Annotated in this window: 24 protein-coding genes and 1 pseudogene; 17 read left to right on the top strand and 8 right to left on the bottom strand. The window is 60.8% G+C overall.

Annotated features, from left to right (window positions below; genetic code table 11):
* Window positions 1-175: 175 nt before the first annotated feature.
* Window positions 176-442 carry a hypothetical protein gene (locus AB4Z20_RS11475; protein WP_041475780.1) on the bottom strand — a complete coding sequence of 89 codons (267 nt, stop codon included), beginning with the start codon at window positions 440-442 and terminating at the stop codon, window positions 176-178.
* A gap of 343 nt (window positions 443-785) precedes the next feature.
* Here AB4Z20_RS11475 and AB4Z20_RS11470 point away from each other — a divergent pair.
* From AB4Z20_RS11470 to AB4Z20_RS11460, 3 genes and pseudogenes are all read left to right on the top strand, one after another.
* Window positions 786-1,562 (top strand): annotated as a pseudogene (locus AB4Z20_RS11470) (MCP four helix bundle domain-containing protein); the annotation flags it as partial.
* Between the two features lie 69 nt (window positions 1,563-1,631).
* A complete protein-coding gene (locus tag AB4Z20_RS11465; RefSeq protein WP_442089928.1) occupies window positions 1,632-2,420 on the top strand; it encodes a methyl-accepting chemotaxis protein in 789 nt (262 codons plus the stop codon).
* A gap of 13 nt (window positions 2,421-2,433) precedes the next feature.
* Window positions 2,434-3,180, top strand: a complete 747-nt coding sequence (locus AB4Z20_RS11460) for a phytanoyl-CoA dioxygenase family protein (RefSeq protein ID WP_442089898.1) — start codon at window positions 2,434-2,436, stop codon at window positions 3,178-3,180.
* A gap of 11 nt (window positions 3,181-3,191) precedes the next feature.
* On the opposite strand, the gene AB4Z20_RS11455 is transcribed toward AB4Z20_RS11460, so the two are convergent.
* From AB4Z20_RS11455 to AB4Z20_RS11445, 3 genes are all read right to left on the bottom strand, one after another.
* Window positions 3,192-3,560, bottom strand: coding sequence for a cupin domain-containing protein (locus tag AB4Z20_RS11455; RefSeq protein ID WP_258690544.1), 369 nt, complete (start codon window positions 3,558-3,560; stop codon window positions 3,192-3,194).
* Window positions 3,561-3,662: 102 nt separating this feature from the next.
* Window positions 3,663-4,469: an AraC family transcriptional regulator gene (locus AB4Z20_RS11450; RefSeq protein WP_014337048.1), complete on the bottom strand. Its 807-nt coding sequence runs from the start codon at window positions 4,467-4,469 to the stop codon at window positions 3,663-3,665.
* A 209-nt stretch (window positions 4,470-4,678) separates the two neighbouring features.
* Window positions 4,679-4,870 carry a YegP family protein gene (locus AB4Z20_RS11445; RefSeq protein ID WP_014337049.1) on the bottom strand — a complete coding sequence of 64 codons (192 nt, stop codon included), beginning with the start codon at window positions 4,868-4,870 and terminating at the stop codon, window positions 4,679-4,681.
* A gap of 302 nt (window positions 4,871-5,172) precedes the next feature.
* Here AB4Z20_RS11445 and AB4Z20_RS11440 point away from each other — a divergent pair, with 302 nt between their 5' ends.
* The 6 genes from AB4Z20_RS11440 to AB4Z20_RS11415 all read left to right on the top strand — a co-directional run bounded on the left by AB4Z20_RS11440 (window position 5,173) and on the right by AB4Z20_RS11415 (window position 10,952).
* Window positions 5,173-6,141: a glycosyltransferase family 2 protein gene (locus AB4Z20_RS11440; RefSeq protein ID WP_214512077.1), complete on the top strand. Its 969-nt coding sequence runs from the start codon at window positions 5,173-5,175 to the stop codon at window positions 6,139-6,141.
* A gap of 2 nt (window positions 6,142-6,143) precedes the next feature.
* Window positions 6,144-6,854 (top strand): class I SAM-dependent methyltransferase, encoded by a 711-nt coding sequence (locus tag AB4Z20_RS11435; RefSeq protein WP_253472250.1) that lies wholly within the window; start codon window positions 6,144-6,146, stop codon window positions 6,852-6,854.
* 44 nt (window positions 6,855-6,898) lie between these two features.
* Entirely contained in the window at window positions 6,899-7,234 is a 336-nt protein-coding gene (locus AB4Z20_RS11430) for a GtrA family protein (protein ID WP_442089927.1), read from the top strand.
* On the top strand, window positions 7,231-9,318 hold the full coding sequence (locus AB4Z20_RS11425; RefSeq protein ID WP_442089897.1) for a DUF6311 domain-containing protein: 2,088 nt from the start codon (window positions 7,231-7,233) through the stop codon (window positions 9,316-9,318). The genes AB4Z20_RS11430 and AB4Z20_RS11425 overlap by 4 nt, the downstream gene beginning before the upstream one ends.
* 241 nt (window positions 9,319-9,559) lie before the next feature.
* Window positions 9,560-10,483: a LysR family transcriptional regulator gene (locus AB4Z20_RS11420; protein WP_253472254.1), complete on the top strand. Its 924-nt coding sequence runs from the start codon at window positions 9,560-9,562 to the stop codon at window positions 10,481-10,483.
* A gap of 103 nt (window positions 10,484-10,586) precedes the next feature.
* Complete coding sequence (locus tag AB4Z20_RS11415; RefSeq protein ID WP_214512073.1) at window positions 10,587-10,952, top strand: 5-carboxymethyl-2-hydroxymuconate Delta-isomerase; 366 nt, start codon at window positions 10,587-10,589, stop codon at window positions 10,950-10,952.
* Between the two features lie 3 nt (window positions 10,953-10,955).
* Here AB4Z20_RS11415 and AB4Z20_RS11410 read toward each other — a convergent pair whose 3' ends face one another.
* Entirely contained in the window at window positions 10,956-11,888 is a 933-nt protein-coding gene (locus AB4Z20_RS11410) for a LysR substrate-binding domain-containing protein (protein WP_442089895.1), read from the bottom strand.
* Between the two features lie 536 nt (window positions 11,889-12,424).
* On the opposite strand from AB4Z20_RS11410, the gene AB4Z20_RS11405 reads away from it, so the two are divergent.
* The 6 genes from AB4Z20_RS11405 (at window position 12,425) to AB4Z20_RS11380 (ending at window position 18,921) form a co-directional block, all read left to right on the top strand.
* Window positions 12,425-13,792 (top strand): glutamine synthetase family protein, encoded by a 1,368-nt coding sequence (locus tag AB4Z20_RS11405; RefSeq protein WP_258691211.1) that lies wholly within the window; start codon window positions 12,425-12,427, stop codon window positions 13,790-13,792.
* A 166-nt stretch (window positions 13,793-13,958) separates the two neighbouring features.
* Window positions 13,959-15,608 (top strand): phosphoethanolamine transferase, encoded by a 1,650-nt coding sequence (locus AB4Z20_RS11400; RefSeq protein WP_253472259.1) that lies wholly within the window; start codon window positions 13,959-13,961, stop codon window positions 15,606-15,608.
* Between the two features lie 68 nt (window positions 15,609-15,676).
* Window positions 15,677-16,318, top strand: coding sequence for a class I SAM-dependent methyltransferase (locus AB4Z20_RS11395; RefSeq protein ID WP_253472261.1), 642 nt, complete (start codon window positions 15,677-15,679; stop codon window positions 16,316-16,318).
* 121 nt (window positions 16,319-16,439) lie between these two features.
* The gene (gene rnd, locus AB4Z20_RS11390; protein WP_442089894.1) at window positions 16,440-17,573 is read left to right on the top strand and encodes a ribonuclease D; all 1,134 of its coding nucleotides are present in this window, start codon (window positions 16,440-16,442) and stop codon (window positions 17,571-17,573) included.
* A complete protein-coding gene (locus tag AB4Z20_RS11385) occupies window positions 17,570-17,863 on the top strand; it encodes a YcgL domain-containing protein (protein WP_003198853.1) in 294 nt (97 codons plus the stop codon). Before rnd ends, AB4Z20_RS11385 begins: the two co-directional genes overlap by 4 nt.
* 125 nt (window positions 17,864-17,988) lie before the next feature.
* Window positions 17,989-18,921, top strand: a complete 933-nt coding sequence (locus AB4Z20_RS11380) for a D-2-hydroxyacid dehydrogenase (protein ID WP_253472263.1) — start codon at window positions 17,989-17,991, stop codon at window positions 18,919-18,921.
* A gap of 405 nt (window positions 18,922-19,326) precedes the next feature.
* On the opposite strand, the gene AB4Z20_RS11375 is transcribed toward AB4Z20_RS11380, so the two are convergent.
* Window positions 19,327-19,920 carry a nitroreductase family protein gene (locus AB4Z20_RS11375; RefSeq protein ID WP_442089893.1) on the bottom strand — a complete coding sequence of 198 codons (594 nt, stop codon included), beginning with the start codon at window positions 19,918-19,920 and terminating at the stop codon, window positions 19,327-19,329.
* Window positions 19,921-20,080: 160 nt separating this feature from the next.
* Here AB4Z20_RS11375 and AB4Z20_RS11370 point away from each other — a divergent pair, with 160 nt between their 5' ends.
* The gene (locus AB4Z20_RS11370) at window positions 20,081-20,530 is read left to right on the top strand and encodes a YcgN family cysteine cluster protein (protein ID WP_018607524.1); all 450 of its coding nucleotides are present in this window, start codon (window positions 20,081-20,083) and stop codon (window positions 20,528-20,530) included.
* 31 nt (window positions 20,531-20,561) lie between these two features.
* A complete protein-coding gene (locus AB4Z20_RS11365; protein ID WP_442089892.1) occupies window positions 20,562-21,797 on the top strand; it encodes a hypothetical protein in 1,236 nt (411 codons plus the stop codon).
* 98 nt (window positions 21,798-21,895) lie between these two features.
* Here the strand turns inward: AB4Z20_RS11365 and AB4Z20_RS11360 are convergent, their stop codons facing one another.
* Entirely contained in the window at window positions 21,896-22,273 is a 378-nt protein-coding gene (locus AB4Z20_RS11360; protein WP_258690548.1) for a YgaP family membrane protein, read from the bottom strand.
* 77 nt (window positions 22,274-22,350) lie between these two features.
* Window positions 22,351-22,821, bottom strand: coding sequence for an RNA methyltransferase (locus AB4Z20_RS11355; RefSeq protein ID WP_003198862.1), 471 nt, complete (start codon window positions 22,819-22,821; stop codon window positions 22,351-22,353).
* Window positions 22,822-22,979: the final 158 nt, after the last annotated feature.

The raw sequence follows: 22,979 nt of genomic DNA, 5'->3' as shown, positions 1-22,979 counted from the left end.
GAACATTTCAGGGGCTTTTTCGTTTTCGTCATCTGTCAGTCTGGCGTAAATCCTGTGGGAGCAAAGCTTGCTCGCGATTGAGGTAAGCCAGCTAACAACGATATTGGCGACTCTACCGCTATCGCGAGCAAGCTTTGCTCCCACAGACTTTATCTCTAGCTGACAAGTATTATCCCTAGGCAGGTTCCGCATCCAAGCGTCGGGCTATGACGTCGAGCACGTCGCAGCCATCCCTCAAGGAGATGCAGCACAGCTGTGCAAAGTCCTGGAGGACCACTGAATCACTCGGAATGTCCCCTCGCATGGCGAGGTTCTCTAAAAGCTGGGTGACCGCGCGAATTCTATAGCCCGCCGTGTCGAGCAGGATGTGCAAAGGCGCAGAAGTGTCGACGAAGAGGGGTTGATCATCGGCATTGCTGGTAAGAGCCATGTATCTATTCATTTCAAACTCCGCTTGATTGAGGGCTTTCTTACCATTTGTCATTGAGTCGCCAAACCCAAGCCGTTCTTACGAGCGACATTTGGACTATAGGGCCGCGCTGGAGAAATCATCAATCAGATGATGAGTCAGAAAATTCTCTAAATTATGTGGGCGGGAAATGTCAGAAAAGTCCCCGCTGCAATTGCGTTCTCCCAGCTTTTTATCCCGCCCCAACCCCCTCCATAACCCGCATAACCACGGCATTTCCAACACCCAAAGCTTTGTAACAATTGGACTAATGGTCTATAGCTCAAGGCATGGCTGCCGATAGGCCAGTTAATCCCCATGAAAGGAGTGACACCCCATGCCGCGGTTTTTTGCCGATCTGGGCTTTCGCTGGAAAATCACCCTGCCCATTGCGTTCCTGGCGTTGCTGTTGGTGCTGATGGGGTGGTCGGGCATGCGTGGCATTAGCCAGGTGACTGAGTCGAGCACGCAATTGACCAAGCGCTACCTGCCGGCCATCAGCCTGTTGCTCAACGCCGATCGTGATCTCTACCAGGCCTTTGTTGCCGAGCGCAGCCTGCTTGGGGGCAATGCGGGCAGTCATTCCGAGGCACTGCGTGCCAGTCATCGGGACAATCTGAAGCAAGCTTATGATCGCGTGCAGAAATATGCGGCGATGCAGCCGAGTGCCGAGGCGTTGGCGCTGGTCAGTCAGTTCAATGACCGTTTTGCACAGTGGTCGCAGGTTTCGCGGCAGGTGGTCGAGCAGGCCGCGAGCAATCCGCAGGCGGCCAGTGCGCTGAGTTTTGGTGACGGTGAAAGTAAGTTCGACACCATGCGCGATGCCATCGACAAGCTGGGTGAACTGGAAGACGAAGCATCGCTGCGCGAGGGGCAAGCGGCGATTGACCATGGCCAGGCTGTTGGGGTGCAGCAGGGCGGTATCTTGTTGGTGGGTCTGCTGGGTTGCATCCTGCTGATTGTGGCCTTGCCCATGGTCGTGCTGCGCCCAATGCGTCGACTGCTGCACCGTGTTGAACAGATCGCCGAGGGCGGTGGCGATCTGAAGGGCCGTCTTGAGGTGCGTTCGGCTGACGAGTTGGGCCAGCTTGGCAGCGCGTTCAACCGCTTCCTCGATAAGCTGCAGCCGTTGATTGCCGAAGTGGGCCGCGTGACCGGGGAGGTGGATGCCGCCGCGCGGGCCATGGCGAATATGGCCGCGACCAATGACAAGTTGATCAGCAGCGAACACGCGGCGCTCGACCAGGTCAGTACCGCGGCGACCCAGATGAGTGCCGCGGTGCATGAGGTGGCACACAATGCCGTGAACGCGTCGGACGCCGCGCAGCAAGCCAGCAGTCAGTCTCGTGACGGCACCGCGGTCGTCAGCAGCACCATCGAATCGATCCGTCAGTTGGCCCAGGAAGTGGAGAGCGCTTCGGGCACCATTGAGGCACTGGCCCAGGAAACCTCCAGCATCGGTGCCGTGCTCGAGGTGATCCGGGGCATTGCCGAACAGACCAACCTGCTCGCGCTGAACGCGGCCATCGAGGCGGCACGGGCGGGCGAGCAAGGCCGCGGTTTCGCTGTCGTGGCCGATGAAGTCAGGGCCCTGGCGGCGCGTACCCAGGATTCGACCAAGGACATTCAGGTGCGTATCGAACGGCTGCAAAGCGGTGTCGCCAGGGCCGTGCAAGCCATGCAGGTCGGCAGCAGCAAGGCCCGTGACAGCGTCGAACGTGCGGCGGGTGTCGATCAGGTGCTCAGCGGCACCAGTGGCTCGATTCAGCGGATCAACGACATGGCCGCGCAGATCGCCAACGCCTGTGAGGAGCAGAGCAGTGTCACCGAAGAAATCGCCCGCAACATCTCCGACATCCGCGACTTGTCCAACGAAGCGGCAGCAAATTCTGCCCAGAGCATGCATGCCAGCCAGCAGCTTTCCGGCCTGTCGAGAAACCTGGCAGAACTGACCGGCCGCTTCCGCACTTGAGACGGATGCGGTCGTGTCCATCGACGATCGCCTGAGAGCCCTGCACCAGGACGGTTTCGTCCTGATGCAGGGCGTGTTGGATGCCCGGCAGATCGCCGACCTGCGCCATGCCATCGACCAGTTGAAGCCCCGGCATTGGGACTACAGCGGCGTCATCGATCATTACAAATGTGTGTTCAATCGCGATCCGTTCTGGCTGCCGTTCCTGGATGTGGCCGGGGTGATCGAGCTGGCCGAGGCGGCCCTGGGCGATGATTGCCATGTCATCGGTCAAACGGCCTGGCGCTGCCGTCCCGGTTTTACCGGGGCGCCGTTGCACCTGGATTATCTGGTGATGCAATTGCCGCCAGGGTTGTTGGCCGACCCTGGCTTTGAACTGCCGATGCAGGTTTTTACCGCGCAGTTTTACCTGGATGACATCGACGCCGACTTGAGCCCGACCCAGGTCATTGCGGGCAGCCACAAAGCCGGTCGGGCGCCAGTGAAGGGCGAAACGCAATGGCAGGGGCGCCCCGCGCAGCCCGTGCTATGCCGGGCGGGCGATGTGCTGGTACTGCGCAGTGAGTTATGGCACGCCGGCAGCGACAACCGGACCGCCGACCGCACGCGTTACATGCTCCAAGTGCACTATGGCCGGCGGATGGTCGCGCAGAAGTTCTCACCTTACTTGCATTGGCAGTTCAACCCTGTGGTCTTGGCCGCCGCGACACCTCGTCAGCGACGGTTGTTGGGCGATCACCAGGAAGCTGAATACGATTGAGCCTGGCTCAGTCAGATCCACACATCATTGACTGCCGTTCGCTCATTGGTTTGCTCGCCGGTATTGAGGACGCCGCGAGGCTCGATCAACAGCAGTTTCACTTCGTGTGCGGCGCTGGGCTTGTGCTCGACACCTTTTTTGACCACGTACATTTCGCCCGGCCCTATGGTCACCGCACCGTCGAGAAAGTCGATACGCAACTCGCCCTCCAGCACGATGAAGGTTTCATCGGTGTCGGCGTGGGCGTGCCAGATGAATTCGCCTTCGAGCCGGACGATCTTGAATTGGTAGTCATTCATTTCGGCCACGACTTTCGGTGCCCATTGTTCGTGGAACAGTGCGTATTTCTGAGCGAAGTTGATGGGGGCGTAGTGGGTCATCGAGGCATGCTCTTCAGGTGGGTGGTGAGCTGTACCTTACTGTCGGAGCCTGGGTGCGTATTGGATGATCGTGCAGCTTTTTGCCGTGCGCAGCCTCTGCCTTCAGCGCAGCATTTTCAGCCAGCGTGCCGGTGAAATACCGAAGGCCTGGGTGTGCAGTCGGGTCATGTGGCTCTGATCGAAAAAACCACAGGCCAGGGCTGCTTCGCTCAACGGCATGCCATGCAATACCAGGCGCCGGGCTTCGTTCAAGCGGCGCTGAGTGATGTAGCGATAGGGGCTGGTGCCGTAAAGTGCCCGGAAATCCCGGGACAGGCTCCATCGATCCCGGCCGCTGGCCTGCACCAGGTCATCCAGTGTGATCGCCTGGTGGAGGGCATCGTGGATGAACAGGCGGGCACGCTCCGCCGCCGGGTAGTCGATCAGCCGCCGCCCACGTCGGCTGCCGGCCGCGATGTCGAGTGCCTGGGCCATATCGTAGATGGCGTCCTCTTCCTCCAGCGGGTCGAGGGGATGATCCAGGCCGTTCAATAGTCGACGGGTCGCGATGTTGAGGCGAGGGTCGTTGGACAATCCTCCTCCGATGAAGGGCAATGGCTTGCCCCCCAGCACTTGCTGGATCAGCGACGGTTCTATGTAGAGCATCCGGTAGCGAAAACCCTCGCTCGTCCCGGCTTCGCCATCGTGCACCTCGTCCGGGTGCAGGACGACGGTGCCGCCGGGCTGGCTGTGGCGTTTGCTGTGGCGATAGTTGAAGCTCTGCACGCCGGAAAGTGTGATTCCGATGGCGTAGGTGTCGTGGCGATGGGTGGTGTAGCCATGCCCGCTGAAATAGGCCTCGATGCGTTCCATTTTCCTCGATTCGGGCGCCCGTACCAGCCAGTCGCGATTATGGATTGATCGAGTCATTGCACCAGCCTCCTGCTTTAGTCCGCATACCCTACCTGCCTGAAAACTTTCGTTACAGCAAAAAAAAGCTAAACCGGTGTAGGAGCTGCGTAGGAGCTGTCGAGTGCAACGAGGCTGCGATCTTTTCCCTGACACTTGAATCTCAGGCGAAAGATCAAGATCAAGAGATCGCAGGCTTCGCCAGCTCCTACAGGGCCCGCGCGGCGCTGTTAGATCTCCTTTACCGGCGTTTCGCCCTGGACATTCTTGATCAGCCCGATGACGTGAAGGCAGTCACTCTTGTTCACATAGGATTCGCCGCTGGCGATCGTTTCGTGGTTGCCGGCTCTCAAGCGCCAGCGCCATTGGCCTTTTCCAGTGCTCGGGGTGCCTCGGGTCTGTCGATAGATTTCAAAATACATCGGTTCGCTCCCTGCGATTCATTCAGTCAAGACATGCGTTGGACATGTGGCTGCCAGCCTAGCCAAGTGGCTGGTTTTGGCTACGGGAAATTCGTTTCCATTGGTTATCAAATATTGCCGGAAATGAGCCTGGATCGGGCGTTCGACTACTTCCATGGAAAAAGTCATGTTGCGAACATGTGGTCGGCTGGAAGTTCGGGCTTGATCCTTGCGTTGCCCTGCTCGGTCCTGCTTAATACGTTTCGACGCCTAGGGCCGCAAGCCGATGGGACTGAAAACACTATAAGAAAAAGAGCCATCAAGTGACTGAATATCCAGGAACGGATCTGCAGGGTCGTCTAGCGCTTTCGCTTGTCATTCCGGTCTACAACGAAGTCCAGTCCATCGATGTGTTCATGGCCAGGATCGACCAGGTCTTTGCCCATGAATCGCTGGTGAGCCTGGAGCTGGTGTTCGTCAACGACGGCAGCGTGGACGACACATTGGTGCTGCTGCTGGAACGGCAGAAGACCGATCCGCGCATCCGAGTCGTCGACCTGAGTCGCAACTTCGGCAAGGAAGCGGCGTTGAGTGCCGGCCTGCAAGCCGCCCGCGGCCAGGCGGTGGTGCCGATCGATGTCGATCTGCAAGACCCTCCCGAAGTGATCCTGGAAATGATTGCCCATTGGCGCAACGGTGCCGAAGTGGTGCTGGGCCATCGGATCAACCGCGACTCCGACTCCTGGGCCAAGCAGGTTTCCGCCAACGGGTTCTACCGGCTGCACAATAAAATCGCCGACCACAAGCTGCCGGAGAATGTTGGCGATTTTCGCTTGATGGATCGCTGTGTGGTCGATGCCCTGCAAACCCTGCCTGAATCGCGGCGCTTCATGAAAGGGCTGTTTGCCTGGGTAGGATTCCGCACCACCTACGTGGATTACGTCAGGCCTGAGCGGGCCGCCGGTGAAAGCAAATTCAACGGCTGGCGCCTGTGGAATTTTGCCCTTGAAGGCATCACCAGCTTCAGCACCGAACCGCTGCGTATCTGGACGTACCTGGGGCTTTGCGTGTCGCTGGTGTCCTTTGCGTTCGCCATCTTCATCGTGCTTCGGACCCTGATTTCCGGGGTTGACCTGCCGGGCTATGCCTCGCTGATGGTGGCGGTCACGTTCCTGGGCGGGTTGCAACTGATCGGCATCGGCGTGCTGGGTGAGTACCTGGGCCGCACCTACATCGAATCCAAGCGTCGACCGGTTTTCCTGGTGCGGCGCATCTATGACGCCAAGGACTGACCATGGACCTCAAGGAAACCGACATCCTGGGCCCCGAGATCGGGCAGCATTGGTACTACCGCTCGAAGGCGCGCGCCATGCTGCACATGCTCAAGGGCACCTCGGCCAGTACACTGCTGGACGTGGGCGCCGGGTCGGGCTTTTTTTCCCATCACCTGCTGACCCATACCGCAACGGCCCAGGCCTGGTGCGTGGACATCAGTTACCCGGCCGACTCCGACGCCAGCACCGCCGGTAAACCGGTCCGCTACCGTCGTGCCATCGACACGCTGGACGCTGACCTGGTATTGCTGATGGACGTGCTGGAGCATGTGGACGATGACGTGGGGCTGCTCAAGGCCTACGTCGACAAAGTGCCGTCCGGCAGCCGTTTCCTGATCACCGTGCCGGCGTTCCAGTTTCTCTGGAGCGGGCATGATGATTTTCTCGAGCACAAGCGCCGCTACACCCTCAAGCAGCTGGAAAGTGTCGTGGCGCAGGCCGGTCTGCAGGTCCAGCAAGGTGCGTATTACTTCGGCCTGGTATTTCCCATTGCCGCCGGCCTGCGCCTGTTGCAGCGCAAGGCGTCCGGAGCCCCGGCCAAGTCGCAGCTTGCGCGGCATCATCCGCTGGTCAATGGCGTGTTGAGGTCACTGTGCAGCCTGGAGCGTCCGTTCATGGGCGCCAATCGTATGGCCGGCCTGACGGTGTTCTGCCTGGCGCAGAAGCCGTGACCTGGACGCACTCGCCGTTGCTGCGACGTGCCTTGCGCTTTGCCATGACCGGCCTGCTCGTCACGACGGTGCATGTGGTGGCTGCGGTGCTGTTCGTGCACCTGATCCTGGCGAACCCGCCACTGGCCAATGGTTTCGCCTTTGTCGTGGCGACCGTGGTGTCGTACCTGATCAACACCCTCTGGAGCTTTTCCAGCCGCTTGCATGGCCGCACCCTCGGCCGTTTCGTGGTGGTCTCGATCGGCGGGTTGGGGCTGGCGATGCTGGTGGCCTGGGTGGCCCAGCGCGTCGGCCTGGATTACCTGGCGGGCATAGCAGCCGTGGCGCTGATTATCCCGGTGTTCACCTTCATCCTGCATAATTTCTGGACGTATCGATGACCGTTCGTGGTGAGCGTTACTGGGTTTGCTTGTTGCCCATCCTGTTGGGTGCGCTGGCGTTTCTGCTGGTGATCGGCCCGCGGGTACTGGATCCGACGAACATCGGCTGGTTGGGGGAGGGCGATGCGGCGACCCATTATATGGGCTGGGCGTTTTTCCGCAGTTCGCCCTGGACCTTTCCGTTGGGCATGAACCCTTCCTATGGTTTGGAATTGGGCAACGGCATCATTTTTTCCGACTCCAACCCGCTGCTGGCGTTCCTGTTCAAACCCTTCAGTGCCTGGCTGCCCGAGACGTTCCAGTATTTTGGCCTGTGGTTGCTGGCCTGCTTCATCCTGCAAGCCTGGTTCGCCTGGAAATTGGTCGGTCTGCTGACGCCATCTCTGTGGATCAGGCTGTTGGGGACCGGGTTGTTTGTGTTCTCGCCGCCGATGTTTCTGCGCATGGGCGGGCATCTGTCGTTGTCCGGGCATTTCCTGATCCTGGCGGCCTTGTACCTGGCGCTACGACCGGGCTTGCAGAAGCGGCGGCTGGCCTGGGGCGTGCTGTTGGCCGCGACAGCGTTGGTGCATGCCTACCTGTTGGCCATGGTGGCGCTGATCTGGTTGGCTGACCTTGCCAGCCAGGCCATCAAGGGCCGGTTGTCCCGACGCGATGCCTGGATCGAGCTGGGTGGCTTGTTTTTGCTGGTCGCGTTCTGCTGCTGGCAAGCGGGTTATTTCAGCGTGGGTGGCGGGACCGTGGCAGGCGGTTTTGGGTTGTACCGTCTGAACGTGATGTCGCTGGTCAACCCCAGTGGCTGGTCATACACCTTGCGCGATATGCCCCAGGGCCCCGGGGACTACGAAGGTTTCAATTACCTGGGCTTGGGCGTCCTCCTGCTGGCGATCTGCGCCGGCGTGGCATTGCTGCAAGGCAACACCGGTTTGGCGAATGCCGTGCGCCACAGGCGGCTGTTGCTGTTGGCATTGATCGGGCTGACGCTGTTTGCGCTGACCAACAAGCTCGGCATCGGCATGCAGAATATGCATTACTGGCTGCCCAAACCCCTTGAACTCCTGGCAAACGTCTTTCGTGCGGCCGGCCGGATGTTCTGGCCGGTGTTCTACGCCATCGTATTTACCGTCATTTTCCTGGTGATCCGCGGCAACAAACCACGGGCGGCGGCGTGTCTGCTGGCCATCGCCCTGCTGGTGCAAATCCTGGATACCCGCGCTGGATGGGCCGGCCTGCGCCAGAGCCGGATGATGCCGGCCGCCTCCAGTTGGCCCACGTCCATGAATGATCCGTTCTGGGCCAGTGCGGCCAGCCATTATTCGAAAGTCCGGACGCTGCTGCCGCAGAACCAGCCGGAAAATTGGCTGCTGACCAGCCAATACGCCCTGAAGCATGGGTTGGAAACCGATGGCGTGTACCTGGGACGCATGGGCACCCGTGAGATCGAACAAGCCCAGCGCCGCGCCGCGCAGATGCTTGCCAGCGGCGAGTATGCAGCGGATTCGCTGTACATCCTCGACCCTGGCGCCGCGCTTCAGGCGGCGAAGACCGTCAATCGCCAGACCGACCTGTTGACCCGTATCGATGGCCTCGTGGTGCTGGCGCCGGGTTGGAAGTCATGTGCCCAATGCCCACCGCTTGCCGATGAGACGCTGGATGTGCAGGTGAAGATCGGCGAGCGCCAGGTGTTCAGCCGAATCAACGCGATGTTGGTCGACGGCTGGGGACGCGTCGAGGATTGGGGGACTTGGTCGGAAGGGACCGAGGCTGAGATTGTCTTGCGCATTGCGCCAGAAGCGCGCGTCCTCTCGATCGACGCGGCGGCGTTCGTGCAGCCCCCCCTGCATACGCGCCAGCGAGTGGACGTCTCGATCAACGGTGTGGCGGCGTTGTCGACGCAGTTCACGCGCCTGCAAGACAACACCCTTGAACTGCCCCTGACACCGGCCATTCGTGAAACGATGGGCGCGGATGGGGCGTTGCGCGTGCATTTCCATTTGCCCGATGCCATCAGCCCCAAGGCGCTGGGGTTGGGGAGGGATGAGCGAGTCATGGCGCTGGGGCTGAAGTCGCTGATCGTGAGGTAGGGCTTTTTCATTGTGGCGAGGGAGCTTGCTCCCGCTCGGTTGCGCAGCAACCGCAAAATCTTGGGGCCGCTTCGCCCGAAGCGTCGGACCGGCCCCGCGGGAGCAAGCTCCCTCGCCACAAAAGCAGGGTGCCTCTTCCAATTTATTTGACGGTATTACACAGGCGCTTAGCCTTTTTGCGCATAGACGCGCAGCCCCTGGCGTTTCTACACTGCATCCCATCAAGGATCGAGGGCAGTGGATGAACCGCAACGAATTGCGCAAGGCCGACATCAACCTGATGGTGGTTTTCGAAACGCTGATGCTTGAGCGTAACGTGACGCGGGTGGCGGAAAAACTGTTCCTGGGCCAACCGACCATCAGCTCGGCCCTCAATCGTTTGCGCAAGATGTTCAACGACCCGTTGTTCATTCGCGTCGGCCACCGCATGGAGCCGACGGCCCGGGCTGAAGAAATCATCCGGCATCTATCACCGGCCCTCGATTCGCTGTCAGTGGCCTTGAGCCTGACCCACGATTTCGATCCCACCAGCAGCACCATGACGTTTCGCATCGGCCTGTCGGACGACGTCGAGTTCGGCCTGTTGCCACCCCTGCTGAGCAGCCTGCGGCAAGAAGCGCCGCAAATCGTGTTCGTGGTGCAGCACGTCGATTACTGGCGCATCCCCGATTTGCTGGCGTCAGGCGACATCACCGTGGGCATCAGCCAGACGCGCGGGCTGCCGGCCAACGCCAAGCGCAAATTGTTGCGACACATCCAGCCCCGCGTGTTGCGCGCCGATGCGTCGGACACGCCGCTGACCCTGGACGAGTATTGCGCGCGGCCTCATGTGCTGGTGTCCCATACCGCGAACGTTGCCGGGTTTGCCGATGAATGGCTGGCCGAGATCGGACGCACACGCCAGGTCGTGCTGTCGGTGCCGCAATACAGCGCATTGCCGGCATTGCTGGCCGGCACTGACCTGATCGCCAGCTTGCCGGACTATACCGCCGCCGCCATGGCGGCTTCGGGGCAACTGTTCGACGAACCCTTTCCTTTCAAGACCCCGACCCTGGATTTGTCCATGGTCTGGCTGAGCCATGTCGACAGTGACCCGGCCGAGCGCTGGTTGCGGTCGCGGTTGGAGGCCTTCATGGGCGAGCGTGGGGGCTTGGTGCAACCCTGACACCGGCCCGCAGCGAAACAAAACCTGCCCCAACGTTTAAAGTCGAGGTAAGGTTGTGACGGCTGAAATCCCCTTGTCATATTTTCGAATCGGAGTCGAACACATGCCTCACCTGCACATGGAGTACACCGCCAACCTGCCTGAGCTGAAGGCGGATGTCGCATTGCTGCGCCTGAACAATGCGTTGGTGGCTTCCGGTCAATTCGCTGCCGAGCTGGACATCAAGAGCCGGGCCGTGAAGCTCGAGACTTTCCGGGTGGGCACGGGGCTGGGCGAGCGGGGCTTCGTGCACGTGAAGCTGGCCTTGCTGAGCGGTCGCTCGCCGGAAATCAAGAAGCAGCTGGCCGATAGCCTGCTGGCCGTGATCCAGGAACTGGGGCCATGGCCGGCCGACGTTAGCGTGCAACTGTGCGTGGAAATCCTCGACATCGATCGAGGCCCGTATGCCAAGGACTTGATCGGTCAATAACGATCAGGTGTTGCGGGCGGCGCAGGCCTTGATGATCTGTTCGCGCAGCCAGGCGTTGGCACTGTCCTGATCGCCGGCCAGGCTCCACTGCATGTTCAGGGTGAACCCCGGCAGGCCCTGGGGCGCTTCGTGATGATTGAAGATCGCCTCGTTGGCCAGCAGTTTCTGGATGCGGCGGGGCAGGGTCAGGATGAAGTCGGTGCCGGTGATCATCTTCAGTGCGGCACTGTAGCTGTTGGCGCGGGCGGCAATCTGGCGTTGATGCGCCTGCTGCGACAGCCAACCGTCCACCATGTTGGTCGCTGACGACCAGGGCGTCGGAAACACGTGTCGACGCCGTACGAAAGACTGAAGGCTCAGTTGCGGCTCAAGTGGCGTCGCCCGTTTATCCACGACACAAACCAGGTCTTCCTCCAGCAACTGCCGGGATTTGAAATCGGCATGGTTGCTGTGGAAGTTCGGGCCGAAGCAGATCACCAGGTCCAGGCTGCCGTCGCGCAACTCTTCGGCGGGGATGTCGGCTTCGAGCTTGTGCACGTTCACCACCACCGGCAGATTGGCGTAATCGAAGCCTTGCAGCAGTTGCGGCAGGATCAGCTGTTCGAAATATTCCGGTGCGCAAATATTGAAGGTAATGGCTTGCCGGGTCGGATCGAATGTGGGTGTACCGGCATGGCACAGGTTGATGCTTTGCAAAATGGCGCGCACATGGTCGTACATGCCCTCGGCCTTATAGGTGGGGCGCATGCCGGTGCGGGTGTTGATGAATAGCTCGTCTTCGAAGCAGGTTCGCAGTTTCTTGAGGCAATAACTGACGGTTGACTGACTGACGCACAATGCCTCGGACACGCCGGTGACACTGCTTTGCTCGTACACGGCGCTAAACACCATGAGGTCTTGCATGTCGAGCTTTCTGAGGGAGTTACTGTTCAGCATCCGTTCTGTCTCTCGCTGTGCTCCTTGCGCGGATTTTGCGCAAACCAGGCTGACGATCCTAACGGAACGAACGTGCCAAGAGAATGCCAGGCAGGCGCTTTCATGGTCGGGAACGGGACAGATAATGTAGGGAACACGACGTGTTGATCAACGACTGTTTGGTTTGCCTATGTTTAGTTAGCTGCGATCCAAGCTCCATCAAATCCAGGTTTAACCTCCCTGGGTGCCATGGGACGCTTGTCCGATGTGTTTCCTGTGATGCGCTCATGGACGGTTGGCCCCTGGCATTCCAATACCCCTCATCTGCCGCGGTCGATCCGGTCGGCCGGTTCACGCCTGCCATGGCCCCAACCCTCAATGCGTTGCCCTCCGAGCTGGCCTTTTGGGCGCTCTGGCATTGCCGTCACGCCCGTCCTCCAGATACTCGTATTACCTGTTGATCATTCGCAGTGCTCGCTCAATGGCGAGCACAGACTGACGGTGCCTTGTCGCCCGTCCGACATGGAAATACGAGCCTTCTCATGAGCCTTGCCAAGATTTCTTTCGCACCCGTGCAACACGCCGAGGTGTTCCTTGCGCAGAACCCTGATATCGAACTGTTCGAGCTGTTCATCCTCGACAACAACGGCGTGCCCCGGGGCAAGTTGTTGCATCGGGACGAATTGCTGGCGGTTTTCGAAAGTGGCCGGCCACTGCCCAGTACGATTCTCGGGCTGACCGTCAATGGCGATGATGTGGAAAATTCCGGGCTGGTGTGGGACGTCGGTGACATCGATTGCCGTGCCTATCCCCTCAGCGGCAGCTTGCAGCGCATGCCGTGGCGATTGATTCCCACGGCCGCCGTGCAGGTCAGCATGCATCCCCAGGAGGGCATGCCAGCGACCATCGCTGATCCACGTTATCTGCTCAGCCAGGTGATCGAGGCCTTGCAGGCCGACGGCTATTACCCGGTGATGGCGGCGGAGCTGGAGTTCTATCTGCTGGACGCGCAACGCGACAGCCAAGGCCGGCCACAACCGGCGCGGGACGCCGACGGTGGCCGACCGCGTGCTACCCAGGTCTATGGCTTGCGCGAGCTGGAGCAGATCGAGCCGTTCCTGGCCGACCTGTACGCTGCGTGCAAGCTGCAAGGCATTGCGGCCCGGACCGCCATTTCCGAATACGCACCGGGACAAGTGGAGATCACCCTTGAACACCGCAGCGATGCCTTGCAAGCCATGGATGAAGCGGTGCGCTACAAGCGACTGGTCAAGGGCGTGGCCCACAAGCACGGCATGCAGGCCTGTTTCATGGCCAAGCCGTTCGATCACTTGGCGGGCTCCGGCATGCACATGCATGTCAGCCTGGCGGACCGCGATGGTCACAATTTGTTTGCCAGTGACGCCGCCGACGGCACGCCGCTGTTGCGCCAGGCAGTGGGTGGGATGCTCGATACCCTGCTCGATTCGCTGTTGATGTTTTGTCCGAACGCCAACTCCTACCGGCGATTCCAAAGCAACAGCTACGCACCACTGGCGGCGACCTGGGGCGTGGACAACCGCACGGTGAGCCTGAGGGTACCGGGCGGCCCGGCGTTCTCGCGGCACATCGAGCATCGTATCTGCGGCGCCGATGCCAACCCTTACCTGGCTGCGGCGGCGATACTGGCCGGCATTCATCGTGGCCTACGTGAACAGTGCGACCCCGGGAAGCCTGTCGAAGGCAACGGTTACGCCCAGGCGAGCGAGCTGTTGCCCACCGACTGGCTCACCACCCTGCGTGCCCTCGAGGCATCGACCTGGGCCCGGGAAGCGTTTGGCGATGAGTTTCTTGGCGTTTATCTGGCGGTCAAGCGCGCCGAATACCGTCAGTTCATGGGGGAAGTCGGGGAGCAGGACTGGCGCTGGTACCTGCATCAGGCCTGAAACCGGCTGGCCAGCGGTTTCTTAAATAATTATTTAGTAGCAACTTTTTCACGAAAAATTGATGGTGGGCTACCTAAAGTTTGTGCTGCCGTAGGAAATGAATTTTTCACATTTTCCTGCGGCACTTCTTTTTCAAAGAGCAACTTTCAGGAAATCGTCAACCATCATGCTGACCATTAAAGCCGTGCGCCCCGAGTGGGTGACACTGGCCGCCAGTGCCTTTTTGTTAGTGGGTTTCAATCTCGTTCTCTGGCAACACTTGCTGGCGATCACCACGGCTGACGCTCGTGGCCTGCTGATGTGCGTGGCGTTTGGCCTGATGATTTTCTGCGCGTTCAACCTGGTGTTGACGCTCGTGGCCTTCCGTCCGCTGCTCAAGCCCGTGCTGATGCTGTTGTTCCTGATCAGTGCTGGCGTGGCGTATTTCATGGCCCAATACGGCGTATTGATCGATGCGGGCATGTTGCGCAACTTTGCTGAAACCAATGCCACGGAAGTCCGCGATCTGTTGTCGCTGAAGTTATTTATCTACCTCGGGTTATTGGGGGTGCTGCCTTGCTGGTTATTGTTCAAGACCCCGATCAGCTACCGTCGCTGGCCCAAAGAGTTATTAAGTAAGTTGCTGGTCGGTGTGGCCTCGGCCGCGGTGATTGGCATGGTCGCACTGGCCAACTACCAAGGCCTGTCTTCGTTGTTTCGCAACCACCACGAGTTGCGCTTGATGGTCGTACCGAGCAATTACATCGGTGCTTCGTTCGGCTACTTGCGTGAGCAGGTCGCGTCGGCCAAGCGGCCGTTCATCGCGCTGGGCGAGGACGCGAGCCGTAACCCTGCCTGGCAAACCCACAGCCGCAAATCCCTGACCGTACTGGTGGTGGGCGAGAGTGCCCGGGCCGAGAACTTCGGCATCCTCGGCTATAACCGCGATACCACACCGACACTGAACAAAGAGGCCGGCCTGATCGCCTTCACCGACGTGCATTCCTGCGGCACTGAAACCGCCGTGTCGGTGCCCTGCATGTTTTCCAACATGGGGCGCAAGAACTACGACGCCAGCATCGCCAAGAATGAAGAGGGTTTGCTGGACGTGCTCAAGCGCGCCGGGCTGGAGGTGATCTGGCGGGACAACCAGTCTGGCTGCAAGGGCACCTGCGACCGGGTCACCGTGCAGGATGTGAGCAATCTGAAGGATCCAAACCTGTGTGCGAGCAGCGAATGCCGTGACGAAATCCTGCTCCAGGGTTTGCAGCATTTCATCGACACGCTCGACAAGGACACGGTGCTGGTGCTGCACCAGATGGGTAGCCACGGGCCGGAATACTTCAAGCGCTATCCCAAGGAATACGAGCATTTCACCCCGGTGTGCGAAAGCAACGCGCTGAACAATTGCAGCCGCGAGAGCATCGTCAACGGCTACGACAACACGCTGGTGTACACCGATCATGTGCTCTCGACCCTGATCGATCTGCTGCGGGCCAACCAGGACAAGGTCGACACGGCCATGCTGTACCTGTCGGACCATGGCGAGTCCCTGGGCGAATACAACCTGTTTCTCCATGGCACGCCCTACATGCTCGCCCCGGAGCAACAGAAACACGTGGCGATGCTTGCCTGGTTTTCCGACAGTTATCAGAAGTCTTTTTCGGTCGACACCCATTGCCTGCAACTGAGTCGGCAAAAGCCCTTGAGCCAGGACAACCTGTTTCACTCGATGCTCGGGCTGCTGGAAGTCAACAGCCAGGTCTACAACCGGGACCTGGACCTGTTCGCCAACTGCCGCGGTGCGGTGATTGACGGTGTCCTGGCCCGAGAGTGATGACCTGGACCTTTTTTTCACGCAGCGTTGTTTAACCTGTCATCCATCCAATCCCAAGAGCCGTTCGTATGTCCGGGCTACCCCCATCCACCGTCGAGCTTGAGTTCGCCAGGCAGCATGACCAGGAACATGCGCAGGTCTGCTGTCGGCCGGCGCCTCGACGGTTGCGCCTGGCGTTCTGGCGCGACGAGCACATGGTGCGCAACGCCCTGAAGGTGGCGGGCGAGCCCGGGTTGGTGCTGGATGTGGCCTGTGGCGCGGGACGGTTCTGGCCGGTGCTGGCCGAGCACGCCAACCGGGTGATCCTGGCGGCGGACCCGTCGCCGGACATGCTCGAACATGCGCTCACCCACCATGGCGGCGCGTTGCTCCAAAGGGTCAAGACCTTCCCGAGTTCAGCGTTCACCATTGGGCTGTCGGCCAACGCGGTGGATTGTATTTGTTGTCTGCAACTGTTTCGCCACGTCAGCGCCAGCGAGCATCGCCTGGCGCTGTTGCGCGAATTTCATCGGGTCAGTCGCGACACGGTGATCGTTTCGGTGCAAATCGAAGGACGCCTCAAGATCGGCCAGGCGCCGCAACGAAGCCTGGCCGACAAGGCCGATCTCGAAGCCGAGTTTCGCCAGGCCGGTTTTAACGTGCTCTGGTATCAGGATTTCCTGCCCGGTTTCGCGCTGACGCGTGTTTATGTATTGCGTAAGACCGGTTAAGTCCTGATGTAGGACTATTCTTGCTTTTTCGCAGGCGATTTCTCTTAGGCTGCTGCTCTATGGATGCTCGCAATCGCCGGCGGCGATATATACTGCGCGCCATTCTTCAAGGGAGAGCCGTGTGGCCATCGATATTCACTGGATTCGCGACAACGATAGCCTCGGTCAGTTTTGCGCCGAGTGGCAGCAGTTGCCATTCGTCGCCCTCGACACCGAATTCATGCGGGTCGACACTTTTTACCCTATTGCCGGTTTATTGCAGATCGGCGACGGCAAGCGTGCCTACCTGATCGACCCCTTGACCATCGACAATTGGCAACCCTTGGCCGCACTGCTGGAAAACCCGGCGGTGCTCAAGGTGTTGCACGCCTGCAGCGAAGACCTTGAAGTGCTGCTGCGCCTGACAGGCAGCCTGCCTGCGCCGCTGTTCGATACGCAATTGGCCGCCGCCTACCTGAACCTGGGTTTCTCCATGGGCTATTCGCGGCTGGTGCAGGAAGTGCTGGGTATCGAGTTGCCCAAGGGCGAGACCCGTTCCGACTGGCTGCAACGGCCCCTGTCCGAGACACAGATCAGCTATGCGGCAGAGGATGCCGTGCACCTGGCAGAAGTTTTCGTACTGCTGCGCCCGAAGCTTTCCGACGAAAAATACCGTTGGGTCCTGGAAGACGGCGCCGAACTGGTGGCCAACCTGCGTCGCGAGATCGACCCGTACGAGGTCTACCGCGAGGCCAAGCTCGCCTGGAAACTGTCCCGCGCCCAATTGGCCGTGCTGCGCGAGCTGTGCGCCTGGCGCGAACGTGAGGCGCGGGCCCGTGACCTGCCGCGCAATCGCATCATTCGCGAGCATTCGCTGTGGCCCCTGGCCCGTACCCAGCCGGATAACCTCGGCGCGTTGGCGAAGATCGAAGACATGCACCCGCGCACCGTGCGCCAGGACGGCCAGTTTCTGCTGGACCTGATCCAGCGCGCCGCCAGCGTGCCGCCCGAGCAATGGCCACCGGCCGTGGCCGAGCCATTGCCCATCGAGGCCTCGGCCCTGGTCAAGCGTCTGCGGGCGCTGGGGCAGGCTGAAGCCGAGCGCCTGGAAATCGCCCCGGAGCTGATGCTGCGCAAGAAAACCCTCGAAGCGCTGATCAAGAGCGGCTTCCCCGAGGGCCCTTACCAATTGCCCGATTCGCTGCGTGGCTGGCGCCGCGAATTGATGGGCCAGGCGCTGCTCGACAGCCTGGCCACTGCCGGAGAACAGCCTTGAAACGTATCTGCTCCATCTATCGAAGCTCGAAGAAAAACGAGATGTACCTGTATGTGCTCAAGAGCGATGCCTTGGAGCGTGTACCTGAGCCGTTGATGGCCGCCTTTGGCAAGGCGATCCATGCCTTCGACCTGGTCCTGAGCCCCGAACGGGCGCTGTCCCGGGAGGACATCAACAAGGTGTTGGAAAACCTCGACACCCAGGGCTATCACTTGCAAATGCCGCCGGCCGAAGACGAGTACATCGAGCATTTGCCCGAAGAGTTGTTGCGCCGCAACGACCCGGTCTGACGGTCTCTGAGGCACCTGTTCTGGGTGCCTCTGGAAAACACTGGAATGGTTTATTGACGACGATCGTATGGATGGAGCGACACTCTGTCGGCGGTTGTCTGCACTGTTTTTGAAAGGTTTGATTCATGCGCGTTCTGATTGCCGAACACGACCACCCGGTGTACGCCCAGCTTCTGCGTCAGGCGGCACCCGATATTGAAGTGCTGACCAGCGGCGACTCCGCCGAATTGTCACGACTGGCCACCGATTGCCCGGTCTGGCTCGGCCAGCCTGATCTGCTGGCGACCCTGTTGCGTCAAGGCCATAGACCCAGCTGGCTGCAATCGACCTGGGCAGGTATCACGCCGTTGCTGGCCGAAGGCTTGACGCGCAATTACCGCCTGACCCGTGCGGTGGGTATTTTCGGCCAACTGATGGCCGAGTACGTGCTGACCTACATGCTCGGCCATGAGCGCGAGGTGCTGGCACGTCTGGTCAGCCAGGTCGAGCGCAAGTGGGATAACCGCCAGGGGCAAGGCCTGGCCGGGCGCAAGGTATTGATTGTCGGGACCGGTGATATCGGCCAGCGTGTGGCGCAGTTCCTCGTGCCGTTCGGTGTGCAGTTGTACGGCGTTGCCCGCGAAGCCCGGGCGTTGGCGCCGTTCATCGAGGTCGGGGCGCTGAAGGATCTGCCACGCCTGGTGGGCGAGGCGGATTACGTGATCAATTTGCTGCCCAACACCCCCGATACCCATGATGTGTACGACGCGGCGCTGTTCAAGCAATTCAAGCCGACCGGGTTGTTCATCAACGTCGGTCGCGGCGTGGCGGTAGTGGATGCGGACCTGGTGCAAGCCCTGAAGGAAGGGCACCTGGCCGGTGCGGTGATCGACGTCTGCCGCCAGGAGCCGCTGCCGCAGCGCCACCCCTTCTGGACCGCCTGGGGCCTGCTGCTGACCGGCCACAGCTCGGCACCGACCTCGCCACCGATGATGGTGCAGTTGTTCCTGGAAAACCTGCGGGCCTACCAGGCGGGCGAAGCACTGCGCGGGGAAGTGGACTTCACCCGGGGCTACTGAAGCTAACCCCTATCAAACTGTGGGAGCGAGCTTGCTCGCGATAGCGCCAGGTCAGCTGCATCGATGCCGACTGAGACACCGCCATCGCGAGCAAGCTCGCTCCCAGAGTGGGTCTCCAGCGGGCACAAGAAATGCGTTCGCCACAGATCAAACTGTGGGGGCGAGCTTGCTCGCGATAGCGTCAGGTCAGCTACATCGATGCCGACTGAGACACCGCCATCGCGAGCAGGCTCGCTCCCACAGTGGGTCTCCAGCGGGCACAAGAAGTGCGTTCGCCACAGATCAAACTGTGGGAGCGAGCTTGCTCGCGATAGCGTCAGATCAGCTACATCGATGCCGACTGATACACCGCCATCGCGAGCAAGCTCGCTCCCACAGTGGGTCTCCAACGGCCATAAAATGGGGTTACAGGCTGAAGTCGCCTTCTGCCACCAGTTCGCTCAACGGCCGGCGCGAGCTTGGGGTTTCGCGGGCCTGGAGGTACTCGGCCAGTGTCGATTTGTCCCCCAGCTTGCCAATCGCCACGGCGGCGTGCAGGGCGTAGCCTTCCGGGATCTTCAGTTCCTTGCGGGTCAACTCCTGGTCGAACCCGGCCATGCCGTGGGTGTGCCAGCCGCTGAGGCTGGCTTGCAGCGCCAGGTGGCCCCAGGCCGCACCCGTATCGAAGGTGTGGCTCTGCGCTGGGGTTTCTTCGGTGGCGCCGGGCACGGCGAAGGTGGTTTTCGAAATAACGATCACCAGTGCCGAGGCGTGTTGGGCCCAGCCGCGGTTGAATTCATTGAGCAGGCCCAGGAAACGCTCCCAATTCGGCGTGTCGCGGCGCGCATACAGGAAACGCCACGGCTGGGAGTTGTACGCCGACGGCGCCCAGCGTGCAGCTTCGAAGAAGCCCAGCAGGGTTTCTTCGGCAATGGTCTCGCCGGTAAAGGCACGGGGCGACCAGCGTTCGATGAATTGAGGGTGAATCGCGTAATCGGCAATGCGGGGGTTGGCACTCATGGGCTTACCTGATTGGGGTTTGGAAAGTCGATGAAACAACCTACGTCCCGCCGCCCGGCCTGACAAGTCCCTGCCTACCGACAGTCGCCAATGCTTGGCCTGAAGGGGCCCGGGCACTAGACTGTCGGCCTTTTCACCACTTGATGTTGATGCTTGAGCCATGGCCGCCAAAGTCGAACCGTTCTGGAAACGCAAAACCCTCGATCAGCTCGATCTGCAGGAATGGGAATCGCTGTGCGACGGCTGTGGCCTGTGCTGCCTGCAAAAACTCGAAGACGAAGACGACAATAGCGTCTACTACACGCGCATCGCCTGCAAACTGCTGGACCTGAAAACCTGCCAGTGCACCGACTATCCCAACCGCCGCGACTTTGTCCCCGACTGCATCCAGCTCACGCCGGGCAAGGCCGATGAGTTCAAATGGCTGCCGCCGACCTGCGGTTATCGGCTGGTCAGCGAGGGCAAGGACTTGCCGTTGTGGCACCACCTGGTCTGCGGTGATCGCGATGCCGTGCACCACGAACGCATTTCCCAGTCCGGGCGTATGCTGGCCGAAGGCAGCGTGCCGGAAGACGATTGGGAAGATCATCTGATTTTCCGCGCCGGCTGAGCCGTCGGGCGGCGCGCCCCAGGGAGAACCCATGGCTGCAGGATTGAAACGGGTGCTGGCCGCCGGGCTGCTGGCGATGTGCGGGCCGCTGTGGGCGGCGCAGAAAGTCGATCTGGATTATCACGTGCACCTGTTGCCCCAGAGCGATCAGGCCGAGGTGCGCCTGACCCTGACCCTGGCCCGGGGTTCGGCGGTGCGCAGCCTGGATTTCGACCTCGGCGACGGCAGTCGCTACAGCGATTTCAAGGCCGACGGCCAATGGCAACTCACCCCCGGCAAAGAGGCGCGAGGTGTCTGGCGGCCGGCAGCCGACAAGGCCAGCCTGAGCTACCGCGTGCGCATCAGCCATACGCGCAAGAACGCCACCTTCGAAACCCGCATGACCCCGACTTGGGCGTTGCTGCGCGGCGACGACCTGGTGCCGTCGGCCAAGCTCGACCAGCAGGACGGCGTCGAACTGGTGGCCCGTCTTGAAGTTGAATTGCCTAATGGCTGGAAAAGCATCGAGACGCCCTGGCCGCGCATCGGCAAGCAACGCTTTCGCATCGACAACCCCTCGCGCCTGTTCGACCGCCCCACGGGCTGGATGCTCGCCGGCAAACTGGGCAGCCGCCGCACCCGCCTGGGCGAAACCGAGGTGACGGTGGCCTCGCCCCAGGGCCAGGGCATGCGCCGGATGGATGTGCTGACGCTGCTGACGTTCGTCTGGCCGCAGGTACAAGCGCTGGTGCCGCGCCATCCGGCCAAGTTGCTGATTGTCGGCGCTGGCGATCCGCTGTGGCGTGGCGCCCAGGCCGGTCACGACTCGATCTACCTGCACAGCCGTCCGCCGCTGGTCAGCGAGCGGGGCAGTAGCCCGTTGTTGCGGGAGTTGGTGCAGGCGCTGGCCCGGGTCAATGATCATGATCGCAGTGACTGGATCAGCGAGGGGCTGACCGAGTACTACGCCATCGAACTGCTGCGCCGCGCTGGTGGCCTGAGCGATGAGCGTTATCAGACCCTCAATGACCGGCTCGCCCGCGACAGCAAGGGCGTCACCACCCTGCGCGGCGAACAGATCAGCCCCGCGGCGGTGGCCAAGGCGGTGTTGCTATTGCAGGAACTGGACCGCGAGATTCGCCTGAAAACCCGCAACAAGCGTTCGCTGGATGATGTATTGCAGGGGGCGATGCGGCTGGAGACAGTGGATACCAAGGAGTTTGTGCAGCTCAGTGAGAGCGTCCTGGGTGGGGCTTCTACTGTGCTGGATACCAAGTTACTTCAGTAATATCGCTATCGCGGGCAAGCCTTGCTCCCACAGGTGTTGCATCGTATCTGTGGGAGCAAGGCTTGCCCGCGATGAGGCCATCAGCGGCACTGCAAAAATCAGAGCCCAACCTTGGGCGAATCCAACGAATCATTCCCCGTCACCGTAGCCGTGCCAGTCGCCGCCTCGGCATTGGCCTTCAGGCGGCTCAGCTCATCGCCGGCCTGTTCGATGCGGGCGCGGGCGTTGCTGAGGTTCTGCCGATTCTTTTCCAACAAGGCCTTGGCCGAGCAATGCCCAGTGATCCCCCGCGCCAGCGCCATGCCGCCGATCGCCAGTTGAGCCAGGCCGACCACACCGCCACGGCGCAAACCCTTGCCCATCATCAGCACACCGCCGGCCAGTGAGCCAATGCGTTCCCAACCCTGCACGTTTTGCGGCGGATGGGATTGGAAAGGGGTGGTCTCAATCGGCTCGAACGGATTGTTATCGCTCATGATCTGTCTCCAGTGTGGGGATTGGTATAAAACTGACTGCCCGAGCGATTGCCTTGTTCAATCGAATGTTGCACCGATCAGCGGAATTGCGGCCCCGAACGGGTGTTGTTGCCTTTGGCCATGCGGTCATACAGCACGACGTTGACGGTGGCGGCCAGGTTCATGCAGCCGGTGGTGGGGATGTACACCACGTCCTCGCACCAATCGCGAATGTCCTTGTCCAGTGAACCGTCTTCCGGGCCAAAAATGTACAGCGCCCGGTCGGGGTGGGTGTATTCGGGCAGTGGGCGAGCGCCTTCCACCAGCTCCACGGCCACCGGCACACAGCCCAGGGGCAGGATTTTCTTCAGGTCGTCGATACCGATCAGCGGGATGTCGTAGTGGACTTTCTTGGTGTCGGTGACGAAGTCGGCGGCACGCTCATAGCGCTTGCCGGTGTAGAACACCGACGCCACGCCGTAGCAGCCGGCGGCACGCATGACCGAACCGACGTTTTCCGGTGACTTGGGGTTGAACAGACCGATGCAGCTATAGCGTTTGTTGGCCACGGGCGGGGTGCCTTTGGGGAAAAGGCGCGATTATACGGGGAATGGGGGAGGGTGGTCAGTTTCGAGATGTGTGGTGTTTGTTGATCGCCATCGCGAGCAAGCTCGCTCCCACAGATTTTGTGAACGCCGAAAATCCAATGTGGGAGCGAGCTTGCTCG

The sequence above is a fragment of the Pseudomonas sp. KB_12 genome (assembly GCF_052114545.1).
Lineage (GTDB): Bacteria > Pseudomonadota > Gammaproteobacteria > Pseudomonadales > Pseudomonadaceae > Aquipseudomonas > Aquipseudomonas brassicacearum.
Note: the sequence above shows the minus strand (reverse complement) of the source record. Positions and strands in the feature narration are given on the sequence as shown.